The 15,891-nt window shown below is 69.7% G+C and carries 16 protein-coding genes; 7 read left to right on the top strand and 9 right to left on the bottom strand.

Annotation, left to right across the window (positions count from 1 at the left end; genetic code table 11):
• Position 1: 1 nt before the first annotated feature.
• Positions 2-682, bottom strand: a complete 681-nt coding sequence (locus BMY74_RS18450; RefSeq protein WP_089917496.1) for an alpha/beta fold hydrolase — start codon at positions 680-682, stop codon at positions 2-4.
• Between the two features lie 28 nt (positions 683-710).
• On the opposite strand from BMY74_RS18450, the gene BMY74_RS18445 reads away from it, so the two are divergent.
• Positions 711-2,210 carry a cobyric acid synthase gene (locus BMY74_RS18445; protein WP_089917494.1) on the top strand — a complete coding sequence of 500 codons (1,500 nt, stop codon included), beginning with the start codon at positions 711-713 and terminating at the stop codon, positions 2,208-2,210.
• Here the strand turns inward: BMY74_RS18445 and BMY74_RS18440 are convergent.
• Complete coding sequence (locus BMY74_RS18440; RefSeq protein WP_089917493.1) at positions 2,134-3,027, bottom strand: EamA family transporter; 894 nt, start codon at positions 3,025-3,027, stop codon at positions 2,134-2,136. The genes BMY74_RS18445 and BMY74_RS18440 overlap by 77 nt on opposite strands.
• A 73-nt stretch (positions 3,028-3,100) precedes the next feature.
• On the opposite strand from BMY74_RS18440, the gene BMY74_RS18435 reads away from it, so the two are divergent.
• Positions 3,101-3,994, top strand: a complete 894-nt coding sequence (locus tag BMY74_RS18435) for a LysR family transcriptional regulator (RefSeq protein WP_089917491.1) — start codon at positions 3,101-3,103, stop codon at positions 3,992-3,994.
• Here the strand turns inward: BMY74_RS18435 and BMY74_RS18430 are convergent.
• The 3 genes from BMY74_RS18430 to BMY74_RS18420 are packed head-to-tail and all read right to left on the bottom strand — an operon-like array spanning position 3,975 to position 6,899.
• Complete coding sequence (locus BMY74_RS18430) at positions 3,975-5,072, bottom strand: winged helix DNA-binding domain-containing protein (RefSeq protein ID WP_089917489.1); 1,098 nt, start codon at positions 5,070-5,072, stop codon at positions 3,975-3,977. The two genes, BMY74_RS18435 and BMY74_RS18430, sit on opposite strands and share 20 nt — an antisense overlap.
• The gene (locus tag BMY74_RS18425; protein WP_089917488.1) at positions 5,069-6,172 is read right to left on the bottom strand and encodes an epoxide hydrolase family protein; all 1,104 of its coding nucleotides are present in this window, start codon (positions 6,170-6,172) and stop codon (positions 5,069-5,071) included. The genes BMY74_RS18430 and BMY74_RS18425 overlap by 4 nt, the downstream gene beginning before the upstream one ends.
• Before the next feature lie 55 nt (positions 6,173-6,227).
• Complete coding sequence (locus tag BMY74_RS18420) at positions 6,228-6,899, bottom strand: FadR/GntR family transcriptional regulator (protein ID WP_089917486.1); 672 nt, start codon at positions 6,897-6,899, stop codon at positions 6,228-6,230.
• Positions 6,900-7,097: 198 nt separating this feature from the next.
• On the opposite strand from BMY74_RS18420, the gene BMY74_RS18415 reads away from it, so the two are divergent.
• On the top strand, positions 7,098-8,192 hold the full coding sequence (locus tag BMY74_RS18415; RefSeq protein ID WP_245786207.1) for an MFS transporter: 1,095 nt from the start codon (positions 7,098-7,100) through the stop codon (positions 8,190-8,192).
• A 49-nt stretch (positions 8,193-8,241) separates the two neighbouring features.
• On the top strand, positions 8,242-8,646 hold the full coding sequence (locus BMY74_RS18410) for a VOC family protein (protein ID WP_089917741.1): 405 nt from the start codon (positions 8,242-8,244) through the stop codon (positions 8,644-8,646).
• Positions 8,647-8,652: 6 nt separating this feature from the next.
• Here BMY74_RS18410 and BMY74_RS18405 read toward each other — a convergent pair whose 3' ends face one another.
• From BMY74_RS18405 to BMY74_RS18395, 3 genes are all read right to left on the bottom strand, one after another.
• Positions 8,653-9,066, bottom strand: a complete 414-nt coding sequence (locus BMY74_RS18405; RefSeq protein WP_089917484.1) for an NADPH-dependent FMN reductase family protein — start codon at positions 9,064-9,066, stop codon at positions 8,653-8,655.
• Between the two features lie 64 nt (positions 9,067-9,130).
• A complete protein-coding gene (locus BMY74_RS18400; RefSeq protein ID WP_089917483.1) occupies positions 9,131-10,504 on the bottom strand; it encodes a mycothione reductase in 1,374 nt (457 codons plus the stop codon).
• A 461-nt stretch (positions 10,505-10,965) separates the two neighbouring features.
• Positions 10,966-11,493, bottom strand: coding sequence for a YbhB/YbcL family Raf kinase inhibitor-like protein (locus BMY74_RS18395; protein WP_089917481.1), 528 nt, complete (start codon positions 11,491-11,493; stop codon positions 10,966-10,968).
• Between the two features lie 178 nt (positions 11,494-11,671).
• Here BMY74_RS18395 and BMY74_RS18390 point away from each other — a divergent pair, with 178 nt between their 5' ends.
• From BMY74_RS18390 to BMY74_RS18380, 3 genes are all read left to right on the top strand, one after another.
• Positions 11,672-12,355 carry a polysaccharide deacetylase family protein gene (locus BMY74_RS18390; RefSeq protein ID WP_245786206.1) on the top strand — a complete coding sequence of 228 codons (684 nt, stop codon included), beginning with the start codon at positions 11,672-11,674 and terminating at the stop codon, positions 12,353-12,355.
• Between the two features lie 74 nt (positions 12,356-12,429).
• Positions 12,430-12,897 (top strand): AMIN-like domain-containing (lipo)protein, encoded by a 468-nt coding sequence (locus BMY74_RS18385; RefSeq protein ID WP_089917478.1) that lies wholly within the window; start codon positions 12,430-12,432, stop codon positions 12,895-12,897.
• A 66-nt stretch (positions 12,898-12,963) separates the two neighbouring features.
• Positions 12,964-13,440 (top strand): AMIN-like domain-containing (lipo)protein, encoded by a 477-nt coding sequence (locus BMY74_RS18380; protein ID WP_143091611.1) that lies wholly within the window; start codon positions 12,964-12,966, stop codon positions 13,438-13,440.
• Positions 13,441-13,503: 63 nt separating this feature from the next.
• Here the strand turns inward: BMY74_RS18380 and lon are convergent, their stop codons facing one another.
• Positions 13,504-15,852 carry an endopeptidase La gene (lon, locus tag BMY74_RS18375; RefSeq protein ID WP_089917475.1) on the bottom strand — a complete coding sequence of 783 codons (2,349 nt, stop codon included), beginning with the start codon at positions 15,850-15,852 and terminating at the stop codon, positions 13,504-13,506.
• Between the last annotated feature and the right edge of the window lie 39 nt (positions 15,853-15,891).

Genomic DNA, 15,891 nt, shown 5'->3' with positions numbered 1-15,891 from the left:
GTCAGAGCCTGCTGACCACCGACTTCAGCGCGGCCGCGACCGCCGAGGGTGACGTCGCGGCCGCCAGGTGGTGCGACTCCACGCGTTCGACCGGCCAGCCCAGCTCCTCCGCGCGGGCGGCCGCGTCCTCGTAGACCGGCGACAGCAGCACGTACCCGCAGGCGCCTGACCACTCGACGACCGGGCGCTGCTCCTTCATGAACTCCCACGGCACCTCGGGTGCCTCGTCGCGCATCTCCTCGCGCAGTCCGGCCGGCACGAGCTTCAGCGGGTCCGAATCGAACCAGCGGTCCCAGCGCGGCAGCCTGCCGTCCCGCACGGACGCCTTGACCTGGCGCACCAGCGCGGGGTCGACGGTCTCGCGCCAAGCCTTTCCGGGCGTCGGCAGGTCGGAGTCGAGGAACACCAGGCCCGCCACGTCGAGTTCCAGCGCGTCGGCGAAGGCCGGCAGCAACGGCCCCGCGCCGCTGTGGCCCACGAGCACCAGCGGTCCGGGGACGCCGGAGTCCTCGAGGGCGTCGGCGAAAGCGCCGATCAGCCGCTGGTGCACCGGTGCCTCGTTGATCGTCATCTGCAGGTCGGCCAGCAGCACGGCCACCCCGTCGGAGGCCAGTTCGTCGGCGAGCGGGCGCATGCTCGACGGGCCGAGGAACGGGCTGTGCATGAGCACGACGGTGACCATGGGGGTGATGATGGCAGCATTGGCGTCCATGCGGGGCGCGATGTTGATCTGTGGGACGACCTCGGACGCGGGCAAGAGCGTCCTGGTGGCCGGTCTGTGCCGGTTCCTGGCACGCCAGGGCGTCGACGTCGTGCCGTTCAAGGCGCAGAACATGTCGAACAACTCGTTCGTCACACTCGACGGCGGCGAGATCGGGCGCGCCCAGGCGGTGCAGGCGCGGGCCTCGTTCAAGGAGCCCAGCGTCCGGTTCAACCCCGTGCTGCTCAAGCCCGGCAGCGACCGCACGTCCCAGGTCGTCGTGCTCGGCCAGGCGGTCGGTGAGGTCTCCGCGCTGAGCTACCGCGAACGCAAGCACCAGCTGCTCGGGACCGTTCTGTCCACTTTGGAGGAACTCAGGAGCGACCACGAGGTCGTGATCTGCGAGGGCGCGGGCTCACCCGCCGAGATCAACCTGCGCGCCAACGACATCGCGAACATGGGCCTCGCGACGAAGGCGGGCCTGCCGGTGCTGGTCGTCGGCGACATCGACCGCGGCGGCGTGTTCGCGCACCTCTTCGGCACGGTCGCAGTGCTCGACGCGGCCGACCAGGCGTTGGTCTCCGGCTTCGTGGTCAACAAGTTCCGCGGTGACGCGCGGCTGCTCGAACCGGGCCTGCACCAGCTGAAGGCCCTCACCGGACGGCCGGTGCTCGGCGTGCTGCCGTGGCGCGAGGAACTGTGGCTCGACGCCGAGGATTCCCTGTCCTACAACGCGGACGGCGTCATCGGCAGGCCGCAGCCGCCCGTCAGGGACTGGCTGCGGGTCGCCGTCATCCGCCTGCCGCGCATCTCGAACGCCACGGACGTCGAGGCGCTGGCCTGTGAACCCGGTGTCTCCGTGCGGTTCGTGACGGAGCCGTCCCGCCTCGCCGACGCGGACCTGGTCGTGCTGCCCGGCTCCAAAGCCACCGTCTCCGACCTCGCCTGGCTGCGCGACACCGGCCTGGCGCAAGCGATCCAGCGCTTCGACGGTCCTGTTCTCGGCATCTGCGGCGGCTTCCAGATGCTGTCGAAGCGCATCGAGGACGAGGTGGAGTCGGGGCAGGGCGCGGTCGACGGCCTCGGCCTGCTCGACGTCGACATCCGCTTCCAGCCGCGCAAAACCCTCGCGACGCCGTCGGGTACCGCGTGGGACGAACCCGTCACCGGCTACGAGATCCACCACGGCCAGGTCGTCCGCAACGCCGAGCAGCCGCTGATCGGCGACGAGGGCGCGCAGGCCGAGAGGGTCCTCGGCACGCACTGGCACGGCCTGCTGGAGAACGACGCGTTCCGCCGGAGGTTCCTGCTGTGGGCAGCGGAACGGGCGGGCCGGGACTTCGAGCCCGGCGAGGTGAGCTTCCAGGCCCTCCGCGAGGCCCAGCTGGACCTGCTGGGCGACCTGGTCGCCGACCACCTCGACACCAAGGCCGTCATCGACCTGCTGGAACGAGGGGCTCCGGCAGGACTTCCGTTCGTGCCGCCCGGCGCCCCAGCAGCTGCGGAATAGCCAGCCCGGCGAGCACCAGGCCGCCGGCCAGGCCCTGCAGCAGCGTCAGGTCCTCACCGAGGAACGCCCACGCCGAGAGCATCCCGAACACGGGCACCAGCAACGAGTACGGCGCCACGACCGACGACTCGTACTGGCGCAGGAGGAAACCCCAGAGGGCGAACCCGAGCAGCGTCGAGATCCAGGCGACGTACCCGACCGCGCCGACGCCCGCCCAGTCGAGGCGGCCGAGCGCGCTCAGGTCCTCGGTCAGCGCCGACAGGGCGAACAGCGGCAGCACCGCGACCGCGCTCACCCACACCATGAACCGCAGCGTGTCCGCCGGCCGTGCGTACCGCATCAGCACGTTCGACACGCCCCAGCAGGCCGCCGCGGCGATCAGCAGCACGAACCCGAGCAGCGGCGACGAGAGCCCGTAGTCCCACGCGATCACCCCGATGCCCGCGACGGCCAGCGCGATCCCGGTGATCTGCACGGACTTCGGCCGTTCGCGCAGCACGACCGCCGCGAACAGGGTCGTGAAGATCACCTGGCTCTGCAGCACCAGCGATCCCAGCCCCGCCGGCATGCCCGCCTTGAGGCCGATGAACAGGAAGCTGAACTTGGCGACCCCGAGCACCAGCCCGACGGCGATGATCCAGCGCCAAGGGACCCGCGGCCGTCCGACGAAGAAGATCGCGGGCACCGCGGCCGCGAGGAACCTCAGCGCGGAGAACAGGATGGGCGGGAACTCGTCGAGACCGACCTTGAGCACGACGAAGTTGAAGCCCCAGATGGCGGCGACCAGGACGGCGAGCAGGACGTGGCGGGGACTCATGCGCTCAAGCTTGAGCGTGCTAACTATTTAGCACCAGTTCCGATTTCTAAGGTGCAAGGTTTAGCATCGCTACATGCTTGACCTCGGAAGGCTGAAGGCGCTGCACGCGATCGCCGTGCACGGCACGGTCGGCGCCGCCGCGGACGTGCTCGGGTACACGCCCTCCGCGGTCTCGCAGCAGATCGCCAAGCTCGAACGCGAGACCCGCACCACGCTGCTCGAACGCAACGGCAGGGGCGTCCGCCTCACCGACGCCGCCCGCCTGCTCGCCGACACCGCGGGCCAGGTCCTGAAGCTGGTCGAGGAGGCCGAGGTCGCACTGGAGGAACAGCGCGGCGCCGCGATCGGCCGCCTGTGCATCGGCGCGTTCGCCACGGCCTCCCGCGGTCTGCTGCCCGACGTCCTCGTGCGGCTGGCGGAGCAGCACCCCGCCCTCGACGTGCGGCTCACCGAGATCGACCCGCCCTACGCGACGGAGGCCGTCGCCCGCGGCGAGCTCGACATGGCGATCGTGCACGACTGGGCGAACACACCGCTGCCGGTCCCCGAGTCGCTCTCCCGCGAGTTCCTCGTCGAGGACGTCGCCGAGGTGCTCATCCCCGACACGAACCCGTTGTCGCGCAGGGAGTTCCTCGAACCCGTCGACCTCGCGGGCGAACGCTGGATCTGCCAGATCGAGGGCTCGATCTGCTTCGACTGGCTCGAGCGGACCTTCCACGGCGCGGGCATCGAGCCGGTGGTGGCCTACCGGATCAGCGAGTACCGGACGCAGTTCGCGTTGCTGGCCAAGGGGATCGGCGTCGCGCTGATCCCGAGGCTGGGCAGGGGCGAGGTGCCGGGCAACGTCAAGACGGTGCCGCTGCGGCCCACCCCGACGCGGCGGCTGTACGCGGTGTGGCGGACCCAGGCCTCGCGCCGGCCCGCCATCACCGCGGCTCTCGACGTGATCAAGCAGATAGCGCGGTGACCACGTGCTCCTTCCCGGGAGCCATGACCTCCAGCACCGCCTCCGCCTCGCGGACCACGCCCGCCATGTCCTCCTCCGAGGCCGGGAAGTACGGCTGGATCGTCAGCGTCGCGGTGTCCTTGGTCTCCACGACGTTCCACGTGCCGTGCACGAAACCGTCCACCAGGAACGTCGGCGGGAACACGCCGTTGCGGACCGCGCCCCACCGCGCCCGCGCGTCCTCGCTCATGATCCGCCGCCGGTCCGCGTGCCCCAGCAGCACGTTGTCGAAGGAGGGCAGCAGTCGTGCGGGTGCGGGAACGTCCTCGGACACGATCACCCCGTCCGGCACGTCGAGCAGCACCTTGCCGTCGGAGTTGCGGTACTCGACCAGGTCGAGGCCTGCCGCGTGCGCCTTGAGGCCGGTGAGCCTCGACCACGCCTGCACGTCGGCCAGGGTCGCCGGGCCGAACGCCCGCAGGTACCGCGTGATCAGCTCGGGCACGGCGGCCCGCGCGGGCAGTTCGCGCCCGAGCCACGTGGCCATCGCGAGGTTCTGCGGCACCCCGCCCACACCCCAGATCCCGCGTGGCGGCACCTGGACCATCGGCACCAGCATCTGCGCCTGCGTGGACAGCTCGCGCGCCCTGATCCCGGGGAAGTGCGGCTGCAGGTGCGCGCCGATCTCCGCGACCGTCCGGGGCTCGGAGTCGACGAACGCGCGGGCGATCCGCGCCAGCTCGTCCAGCTCGACCTCGACGCGGGTGGCCGGCGGCATCACGGTCTTCGCCCACTTGTTCAGCTCGGGCTGCAACGCCGTGCGCATGAGGAACACGTCGTCGGCCGAGATGAGGTGCAGGGTGCCGCGCCACAACGTCATCCGCACCAAGGAGCGGTCCAGGATGAGCTTGCTCAGGGCCTCGACGTCGAACGGCTCCAGCCGTGCCCACAGCGCGAGGTAGGGCGGGACGGGTGCCTGGGCCTGGAGGCCGCCGAGGTGCTCGACGGCGGCGACGACCGGCATGTCCGTGCGCTCCAGCAACATCTGCCGGGCGAGCAGCGTCCTGTTGAGCGTGCGGGTGGAGAGTGTTGTGCTCACAGCGATCCGAAGAACTTCCTGATGTCCTGGACCAGCAGGTCCGGTTCCTCCATCGCGGCGAAGTGCCCGCCGCGGTCGAACTCCGTCCAGTGCACGATCGTCGGGATCATCTTCTCCGCCAGCGACCGCACCGGCAGGCTCACGTCGTGCGGGAACACCGCGACGCCCGTCGGCACCGTCGTCGGCTTCTGCTGACCCCAGTACGCCGCCTGCTCCTTGTACAGCGCCGCCGACGAACCCGCTGTGCCGGTGAACCAGTAGATCGACACGTTGGCCAGCATCCGGTCGCGGTCCACCGCGTCCTCGGGCGCGCCCTCGTTGTCCGTCCAGTCGTAGAACTTCTCCGCGATCCACGCCAGCTGGCCGACCGGCGAGTCCGTCAGCCCGTAGCCGAGGGTGCGCGGCCGGGTGCGCTGCACGTGCATGTAGCCGGAGAGGTCCTTCTGGTAGTGGTCGAGCGTCTCGAGCGACCGCAGCTCCTCCGGGGAGAGGTCGTTGACCCCGGACGGGCGGAAGGTCATCAGCATGTTCACGTGCACGCCGACGACGTGCTCGGGGAACACCCTGCCGATCTCCTGCGCGATGCTCGAACCCCAGTCGCCGCCCTGCGCGCCGTAGCGGTCGTAGCCGAGGCCCTCCATCAGCTTCGCGAACGCCCACGCGATCCGCAGCACGTTCCAGCCGGGCTTGCGCGCCGGTCCCGAGAAGCCGAAGCCGGGGATCGACGGGATGACCAGGTGGAAGTCCTCCGACAGCGGCTCGATCACGTCCAGGAACTCGACGATCGAGCCGGGCCAGCCGTGCACGAGCAGCAACGGCGTCGCGTCCGGCTTCCTCGACCGGACGTGCAGGAAGTGGAAGCGCTGCCCGCTGATCTCCGTCGTGAACTGGGGGTGGGAGTTGAGCCGCTCCTCCTGCGCGCGCCAGTCGAACCCGTCGCGCCAGTGCTCGGCCAGCGGCCGCAGGTAGCTCAGCGGGACGCCGTAGGACCAGCCGACGCCCGGCAGGTCGTCCTCCGGCCACCGCGTGTTCGCGAGGCGGGCGCGGAGGTCGTCGATCTCGGCCTGCGGGATGTCGATGCGGAACGGAGTGAACTCCATGGCCCCCACGCAATGAGCTCGTGCGGACAGCGCCGTCCGCGGTTTTCCAGCGTTGTCAGCAGAACTTCTCGATCAGCTCCTCGAAGAACCCGCCCGCCTCGATCGCCGCCTTCTCCTGGTCGCCGTCCCTGACCGCGTGCAGCAGCCCGGTGTGCGACACCTGGTCGCGGCCGGGCGTGCTGGTGTCGACAGAGGCCGCCACCGAAGCCTTGACCGCCTCGGTCAAGCCCCGGTAGAGCTCGGCCAGAAGGGTGTTGTGGGAGCACTGCACGAGCAGCACGTGGAACGCGGTGTCGTGCTCGACGACCTCGGCCCACTGGTCGTTCTCCATCGCCGCGTCGCGCTTGCGCAGCAGCTCGGTGAGGCGCGCCAACTCGGCGTCCGTGCGGTGCTTCGCGGCCAGGCGCGCGCCCTCCATCTCGAGGGTGCGGCGGACCTCGAGCACCTCCTTGAGCTCGGTCCCGCACATGCGGCGGACCGCGCCGGAGATCTCGCTGGTCGCGCGGACGAACGTCCCGTCGCCCTGCCGCACCTCCAGCAGTCCGGCGTGGGACAGCGCCCGCACGGCCTCCCTGACCGTGTTCCGCCCCACCCCGAGCGCGGTGACCAGCTCGGGCTCGGGCGGGATGCGCTGCCCGACGGGCCATTCACCAGTCGTGATCGCCGAGCGCATCTGCTCGATCACCTGGTCGACGAGGCCCGCCCGTCGGGTAGTGGCCAACGGCACAGCGTCATCCTTTCATCCGAACATCCTACGTCTGCGATAGTGAAGCGCGTGACGATGAAGCAGACGACTCTTGCCGCCCACCCTGCCACCGATCGGGGTCGCAGGGTGACGGTTGTCCACAATTGTCACGTTCCGCTGGTCGGGTCCGCGTTGCTCGCGATCGGGGTCGCCCTCGCTGCCGCGAATCTCCGCCCTGCGGTGACCAGTCTGGCCTCGGTGCTCGTCGACGTCCGCGCCGCCCTGGGGGTTTCGGCCGCTTGGACCAGCGCGCTCACGGCCGTTCCGGCGCTGTGCTTCGGCTTCGCGGCGTTCGCGGCGCCGTGGTTGAGCCGCCGTCTCGGCATGGCCCGCGCGATCGGACTTTCCCTGGGGGTGCTCACGCTCGGCCTGGTGCTGCGCGTGGTCGACGGTCCGTGGGTCGTGCTGGGCGGCACCTTCATCGCGTGCGCGGGCATCGCGGTGTCGAACGTGCTGATCCCGGTCGTCGTGAAGGCCTCGTTCCCCGACAAGGTCGGTCTGCTGACCGGCGTCTACACGGGTGCGCTCGCCGCGGGTGCCGCTGCCGCCGCCGCGTTGACGCCGCGGCTGGAGGACTACCTCGGCTCGTGGCGCCTCGCCGTCGGCGCGTGGGCGTTGCTGTCGGCCGGTGCCCTGGTCGTCTGGTTCGCCGGGGCACGGCACGGGGCCGCGGCCTCCGTGGTGCGCTCGGCGGCACCCGCCGAGAAGCGCTCGCTGCTGCGCAGCCCGCTGGCGTGGGTGATCACGGTGTTCTTCGGCCTGCAGTCGCTGTTCGCCTACACCGTCATGGGCTGGCTGCCCGCGATGCTCGTCGACGCCGGCGTCGACCGGAACACCGCCGGGCTGCTGCTCGCCGTGTCGATGCTGCTGAGCGTCCCGGTCAGCCTGCTGGTGCCGCCGATCGCCGCGCGGTTCTCGAGCCAGGGACCGGTGGTGCTGGTGCTCGGGGTGCTGTCGTTCGCCGGGATCCTGGGAATGCTCGTGGCGCCCGCCGCCGCACCGGGGCTCTGGATGGTGCTGATCGGGTTCGGCATGGGCATGTTCCCGCTGGCGCTGCTGATGATGTCGCTGCGCACCAAGTCCACTTCGGACACCGCGCGGCTGTCGGCCATGGCGCAGAGCCTCGGTTATCTGATCGCGGCGTCCGGGCCGTTCGCGTTCGGCGTGCTGCGCGACGTGACGGGGACGTGGTCCGTGTCGCTCGTGCTGCAACTCGTGCTGCTGGCCGCGTTGACCGTGCTCGGCATGATCGCGGGCCGCCCCCGGTACGTTTAGTCAGGAATCGAGAAGCGGGCGCGTTCCTGCTGGTCCTAGCGTTGTGAGCATGGACATCAGCATTCACGCCTCGTTCCTGCCGCACACCGATCCCGACGCCTCACTGGCGTTCTACCGCGACCTGCTCGGCTGGGAGGTCCGCGCCGACGTCGGCCAGGGCTCGATGCGCTGGATCACCGTCGCACCCGCCGGTTCCCGCACCGCCGTGGTGCTGGAGCCGCCCGCCATGGCGGACGGGCTCACCGACTCGCAGCGCACCGCCATCGCCGAGATGATCGAGAACGGCTCGTACGCGTTCATCAACCTCGCCACGCCGGACCTCGACGGTGCGTTCGACGAGCTGCAGGCGGGTGGCGCGGACGTCGTGCAGGAGCCGGCCGACCAGCCTTGGGGCGTGCGGGACTGCGTGTTCCGCGACCCGGCGGGCAACACCGTGCGGATCCAGCAGGGCTAGTCCGCCCTAGTTCGACGCGAAACCGCGGTGCAGCACCGTGAGCTGGTCGGCGAGGTAGCGGGCCCACGCCTTCGCGCGGTCCCAGTCCGGTGCCGCGCCGCTGAAGCTCACGGGCCCGCTGGCACCGAGCCGGCGCACCATGCGCGTGACGTCGTGGGGCACCGGAGGCGTGCCGCGGTGGAACAACCACATGGGCGTGTGCTTGAGGGAAACCTTGTGCCGCCGCACGAACCGATGCGCGTCACGCGTGGCGGCATCGCCCATGATCACGGCACCGAACCCGTGCAGCGATTCGGCCGCGGCGACCGAGAGCACCGTGACTCTCAGCCCGCAGCCCGCGAGTTCGGTGCCGATGATCTCGGCGATCTCGTCGGTGGCGGCGATTCTGGACGTGTAGGCGACCAGGACTCTGTCAGTCATCGCTGCATCGTGGTTGGCGCAGCGGGTTTTCGGCAGCGGCGGAAGTCCCTGTGGTGTGAGGCCTTCAGTCCAGCGGCAGGTTGAGAAGGGCGTTTTCGACCAGTTCCGGCATCGCCGGGTGGATCCAGTACTGGCCACGCGCCATGGACTTCGCGTCCAGGCCGAAGCTCATCGCCTGGATCAACGGCTGGATCACCGTCGACGCCTGCGGCCCGATGATGTGCGCGCCGAGCAACTGCCCGGTGGCCGGGTCCGCGATCAGCTTCGCGAAGCCGGTCGTGTCCTCCATCGCCCAGCCGTAGGCGATGGACGCGTACGCCTGGCTCGCCGTGACGTACCGGACGCCCTTGGCCTTCGCCTGCTCCTCGGTGAGACCGACGCTCGCGATCTGCGGGTTCGAGAACACGGCGGCCGGCACGAACCGGTGGTCGCTCTCGATCTGGTCGTCGGGGTGCAGCAGGTTGTGCTGGACCACCTTCGCCTCGTGGTTCGCGACGTGCTTGAGCTGGTAGTCGGAGCTGATGTCGCCGAGCGCGTAGATGTGCGGCTGGCTGGTGCGCTGCGTCGCGTCCACCTTCACGCGCCCGTCCGCGTGCTGCTCGAGCCCCGCGTTCTGCACCTGGAGCAGGTCGCTGTTCGGCTGCCGGCCCGTGGCGATGAGGAGCTGTTGCGCCTCAACGGTTTCCTCGCCGTTGGGGCCTTCGAGGTGGAGCCTCACCCCGGTCGCCGTCTTCTCGGCGCGCGTCGTCTTGCGCTGCAGCCGAACGTCCCACTTCTGCTTCGCGACCTCGGTGAAGCGCTCGGAGATCTCCGCGTCCTCGTGGCGCAGCAGCTGGTTCGAGCGCGCGATCACGGTGACCTTGACGCCGAAGCTGCTGAAGACGTGCGCGAACTCCGACGCGATGAACCCGCTGCCGACGATGATGAGGCTCTCGGGCAGCTCGTCGAGCCGCATGATCGTGTCGCTGGTGTGGAACCCGGTCGTGTCGAGGTCCGCGATGTCGGGAACGCTGGGCCGGCTGCCCGCGGCGATGACGACCCGGTCGGCGGTGATGGTCTCGCCGGTGCCGGTGTCGATCGTGTGGGCGTCGACGAAGTGGGCCGTGCCTTCGTAGACGGTGACGTTCGCGTTCTCGTTCGCCCGCCAGTTGCGGCCGCCCTCCGCGATCGGGTCGATGCGGTTGAAGATGCGGTCGCGGATCTCGGGCCAGTGGACGGCGTCGAGGGTGGCGTCCACGCCCAGCTTCTTGGCGTTGGCCGGGGCTGCCGCCTGGTCGGCGGTGTGGACGAACATCTTTGTCGGGATGCAGCCCACGTTCAGGCAGGTGCCGCCGAAGGTGCCCTTTTCCAGGATGGCGATCTGCCAGCCTGCCATGGCTTCCGTCGGGATGCTGTTGCCGGAGCCGGTGCCGATGATGACCAGGTCGAAGTGCCTCACGTGTGGATCCAACCACTTTCTGGGGAGGGGTGTTCCCGGTGGTTGTTACGTGGGGCTTACGTGGGGGCTTGTGCGGGTGGCCAGCTTGTGCGGGTGGTTGTTTTGCGGGCGGCCTGGTCGCCTTGCGTGCTTCCCCTGGGGCTCTGCCCCAGACCCCGGCAATCTGATCAGGGGGTAGCGCCGGTAGCGGGTTGATGGCACGCCTGTTGCGTAGGGCGGCTGCCGGTTGCTTTGTTTGGTTGCGTTGGCGGTGGGGTCCCATCCCAAGCCGCACCAGGAGCGGGCCACACCTGAGGAGGGGTGTCAAACCGCCGAAAAGCGTGGCGGTTTGACACCCCTCCTCAGGTGCAGCAAGAGCTGTGGCGCGACTCGTGATGGGACCCCACCGCCGGTACCTCTTTGCTCAGGACGGCTCGCCTTCGGCATCGCGGCCATCAGGCGCGCCTGGCCCTCCTCCAGCGTCAGTGCTGGTAGGTCGGCGTGATGATCGCTCTCGCCAGCGTGTGGAACGCGAGGTTGAAGCTGACCACCGCCGGGGACGCGTCGCCGTCCACGTCCAGCTTGTCCACGTCCACGGCGTGCACCACGAAGTAGTAGCGGTGCGGGTGGTCGCCCTTGGGTGGGGCGGCGCCGCCGAAGGCTCGGGTGCTGTAGTCCGAGCGGACGTGGAAGGCGTCGCCGGGGAGCGTGTCGTCCGAGGCGCCTGCGCCGGTCGGGAGTTCGGTGGTGCTCGCCGGGAGGTTGACCGCCACCCAGTGCCAGAAGCCCGAGGGGGTGGGGGCGTCCGGGTCGTAGCAGGTGACCACGAAGCTGCGGGTCTCCTCCGGGAAGCCCGACCAGGCCAGGTGGGGGGAGGTGTTGCCGCCTTCGAAGACCTGGGCGTCGTCGAGCTGTTCGCCGTCGCGCACGTCCGTCGAGGTGACGGTGAAGGTGCCGACCTGCGGGAGCAGCTTGTAGGGGTCGGGAGCGACTGGGCGCTCGAGGCTCATGGGAGTCCTCCTTTTGTGATCAGTTCGACCCTATCCCCGCGCAACCGGTGGGGGCCTCTCGACGTCATCGGTGTGGAGGGGGAGTTTGATGTCCAGGTTGCGGCTGTTTGCCGCCTTTTTGCTGGTTGCGGGTGTGGTGTCGTGTGCGGACACGGCCGAGCCGCAGCCCGGTGGGCCTGTGCTCACCACTTCTGCCGCGCCGACCGCGACCACCACCACGAGGGAGCGGCCCAAGCGGATGTTCGAGCCGCCGTACCCGTACGGGACCGTGCAGGCCAAGGCGCCTGCGGTCGTGGACGGGATGGTGCCCGTCGTGACGAAGATCCAAACGGACAAGCCGTACGTGTTCATCACGATCGACGACGGTGCTGTGCAGCACCCGAAGGCGCGCGAGCTGATGATCGAGGCCGGGGTGTGGCCGTCGGTGTTCCTCAACACGAAGTACGCCGAGGGGCACAAGGACTACTTCAAGCAGTTGCCGGTGACGGTCCACAGCCACACGACGAGCCATCCGAACCTGCTCGGCAAGGGGTTCGAGTTCCAGAAGCACGAGATGTGCGGCAACGCGGACTTCCTGGCGGGCGACTACGGGAAGCGGCCCACGTTGTTCCGGCCGCCGTTCGGCAACTACGACGCCACGACGCGGCACGCCGCGGCCAGTTGCGGGTTCAAGGCGCTGGTCAACTGGACGGCTGCCGTCAACGACGGGCGGGTGCAGTTCCAGCACGGGGATCGGCTCAACGCCGGGGACATCGTGCTCATGCACTTCCGGACGACGTTCGTCGAGGACTTCACGGCGTTCCTGAACCGGGCCAAGCAGGACGGGCTGACGCCGGTGCCGCTGGAGGACTTCCTGGGGTAGCGGAGCAACCTGGTCGGCGGAGCGCGCGTGAACCTGAGTGGGGACGACATCAACAGCAACCCACTGGGGAGACGATGAAGGAACGCATTGCCGCTGCGCTGCTCTCCGTTGCCGCGATGGTCGCGGTCGTGCCGGCTGCTTCGGCGAGCGGGCATGCCGAGCTCACGAACATCCGGACGGGCAGGCACGACGGCTTCGAGCGGGTCGTGCTCGACATGAACGGCCTGCCGAGCCGTTCCGTGTCCAGGGAGGCGAACGCGGTCTCGAACTGCGCGTCGGGCAGGGCGGTTCCGATGGCGGGCAACGAGATCGTCGAGACGACGTTCTTCAGCGCGGCGACGTACGACGGGAACTTCAACCGCACCTACCCGGGTCCGCGCAACTTCGTGCCGCAGGGGCTGGCCAACATCAAGGGCATCGCCATCACGTGCGACTTCGAGTCGACGCTCGGCATCGCCGTCAGTTACGACGACCCGGACTCGCGGGCCGAGGTGTTCACGCTGACCAACCCCGACCGCGTGGTCATCGACATCTACTCGTAGCGACGCAACTGTGGCTTGGGTCATACGTCTCTAGGGCATCGGAAGAGCCCTGAGAGGGGGCCGGAGATGAACAGACGTCTTGTCGCGGTGCTCGTGGCGGTGCTGGCGGTCTTCACGGCTGTGCCGATGGCGTCGGCGCAGAGCACGGCCACGCTGTCGGACATCAGGACCGGGCAGCACAACGGCTTCAGCCGGGTGGTGCTGGACCTGTCCGGGTCGCCGTCCGAGCACCGGGTCAGCGAGGTGACGAGCGTGGCGCACTGCGCGTCCGGTGAGCCGATCACCGTCGCGGGCGGTCAGGTCGACGAGATCCTGTCGGTCACGTTGATCGGTGCGGCCGCGCACGACGAGAACGGGAACCTGACGTACACCGGGTCGCGGAACTTCGCGACGCCCGGCCTGAGCCACGTCCGCGGGGTCGCGCTCACGTGCGACTTCGAGGCCACGCTCGGGATCGCGGTCGGGTACGGCAACACCTCGTCGTGGCATCGGGTCTTCACGCTGACGAACCCGAGCCGGCTCGTCATCGACGTCGGCCTGTAGACGCGAAAAAGCCTCGTGGGGGCAGCAGTCGCCGCTACTGCCCCCACGAGGGGTCTCATTCCGTTACGCCGCAACGGTGGCGACGGTCTCCTTCGACAGCGCGTGCTCCAGCACCTGGGCCACGTCCGAGACGAAGTGCACCGTCAGCTGCTCGCGCACCGACTCGGGCACGTCGTCCAGGTCGGGCTCGTTGCGCTGCGGCAGCAGCACGGTCGTGATGCCCGCGCGGTGGGCGGCCAGCAGCTTCTGCTTGACACCACCGATCGGCAGCACCCGGCCGGTCAACGAGATCTCGCCCGTCATCGCCACGTCGGAACGCACCGGGCGGCCCGAGAGCAGCGACGCCAGCGCCGTCGTCATCGTGACGCCCGCGGACGGTCCGTCCTTCGGCACCGCACCCGCCGGGACGTGGATGTGCACTCCCCGGTCGGCCAGTGCCGCGGCCTTCTCGTCGTGCGAACGCAGGTACGACAACGCGATCTGCGCGGACTCCTTCATCACGTCACCGAGCTGTCCGGTCAGCGTGACGCCGGTCGAGCCGGTGTCCTTCGGGGCCAGCGAGGCCTCGATGAACAGCACGTCGCCGCCGACACCCGTGACGGCCAGACCCGTTGCCACACCGGGGACCGACGTGCGTTCCGCCGACTCCGGAGTGTTCTTCGGGCTGCCGAGGTAGCCCTTCAGCGAGGGCTGGTCGACCACGACGGGCAGTTCCGACTCGCCCAGCGCGACCTTCGCGGTCACCTTGCGCAGGACGCGCGAGAGTGCCCGTTCCAGTTGGCGCACACCGGCTTCCCGCGTGTACTCGCTCGCGAGCTGGTGCAGCGCGGGCTTGGAGAACGTGACGTCCTCGGAGGTGAGGCCGGCGCGGTCGAGCTGGCGCGGCAGCAGGTGGTCGGACGCGATCGTGACCTTCTCGTCCTCGGTGTAGCCGTCGAGCTGCACGAGTTCCATGCGGTCGAGCAACGGCGCCGGGATCGACTCCAGCACGTTCGCGGTCGCGAGGAACACCACGTCCGACAGGTCGAGCTCGACCTCCAGGTAGTGGTCGCGGAACGTGTGGTTCTGCGCCGGGTCCAGCACCTCGAGCAACGCCGCCGTCGGGTCGCCGCGGTAGTCCGAGCCGACCTTGTCGATCTCGTCGAGCAGCACGACCGGGTTCATCGAACCGGCCTCGCTGATCGCGCGGACGATCCGGCCCGGCAACGCGCCGACGTACGTGCGGCGGTGACCGCGGATCTCGGCCTCGTCGCGCACGCCACCCAGGGCGACACGCACGAACTTGCGGCCCATCGCCCGTGCCACGGACTCACCGAGTGACGTCTTGCCGACGCCGGGAGGGCCCGTCAGCGCGAGCACGGCGCCGGAACGACGTCCGCCCACCACGCCCAGGCCGCGGTCGGCACGGCGCTTGCGCACGGCCAGGTACTCCGTGATGCGCTGCTTCACGTCGTCGAGGCCCGCGTGGTCGGCGTCGAGGATCTCGCGCGCCGCCTTGATGTCGTAGGAGTCCTCGGTCCGCTCGTTCCACGGCATCTCGAGAACGGTGTCGAGCCACGTCCGGATCCAGCCCACCTCGGGCGACTGCTCGGAGGTGCGCTCCAGCTTGTCGACCTCGGTCAGCGCGGCCTTGAGCACCTTCTCCGGCAGGTCCGCCGCCTCGACGCGGGCGCGGTAGTCCTCCTGCTCGGTGGCGGGCTTGCCGTCGAGCTCGGCCAGTTCCTTGCGGATCGCGGCCATCTGCTGGCGCAGCAGGAACTCCCGCTGCTGCTTCTCGACGCCTTCCTTGACGTCCTTCGCGATCGTCTCGTTCACGTCGAGCTCGGTCAGGTGCGCCTGGCCCCACTCGACGAGCTTCTCGAGCCGCTCGGTGACGTCGCTCGTCTCCAGCAGCCAGATCTTCTGCTCGTCGGACAGGTACGAGGCGTAGCCCGCGAGGTCCGCGAGCGCCGACGGGTCGGTGATCTGCTGCACCGAGTCGACCATCTGCCACGCGCCGCGCGTCTGCAGGATGTTCGTCACGAGCGCGCGGTAGGTCTTCGCGAGCTCACGGGTGCGGTCGGTGATCGGGGAGTCGTCCGCGATCGTGGCCTCGACCCACAGCGCCGCGCCCGGCCCCGTGGTGCCCGTGCCGATGCGCACGCGCTTGGTGCCGCGCACGACGGCAGCGCGTTCGCCACCGGGCAGCCGGCCCACCTGCTCGATCTCGGCGAGCGTGCCCACGGCCGCGTACTTCCCGTCCAGCCGTGGGACGAGCAGCACTTGATGATTTGCTGCGGTCGTGGCGGCGTCTACGGCCGCACGGGCCTCGGCGCTCGCGTCCGCACCGGAGATGCGGATCGGCACCACCATGCCGGGGAGCACCACGACGTCGTCCAGCGGCAGTACCGGCAGGGCCAGGGTTTCGCCCATCTCGTCATCCTCCAAAGTTGAGTCTGTACCGCTCAACCA

It is taken from the genome of Lentzea albida (genome assembly GCF_900111005.1).
Lineage (GTDB): Bacteria > Actinomycetota > Actinomycetes > Mycobacteriales > Pseudonocardiaceae > Lentzea > Lentzea albida.
This window is presented reverse-complemented; position numbering and strand designations above follow the sequence as displayed.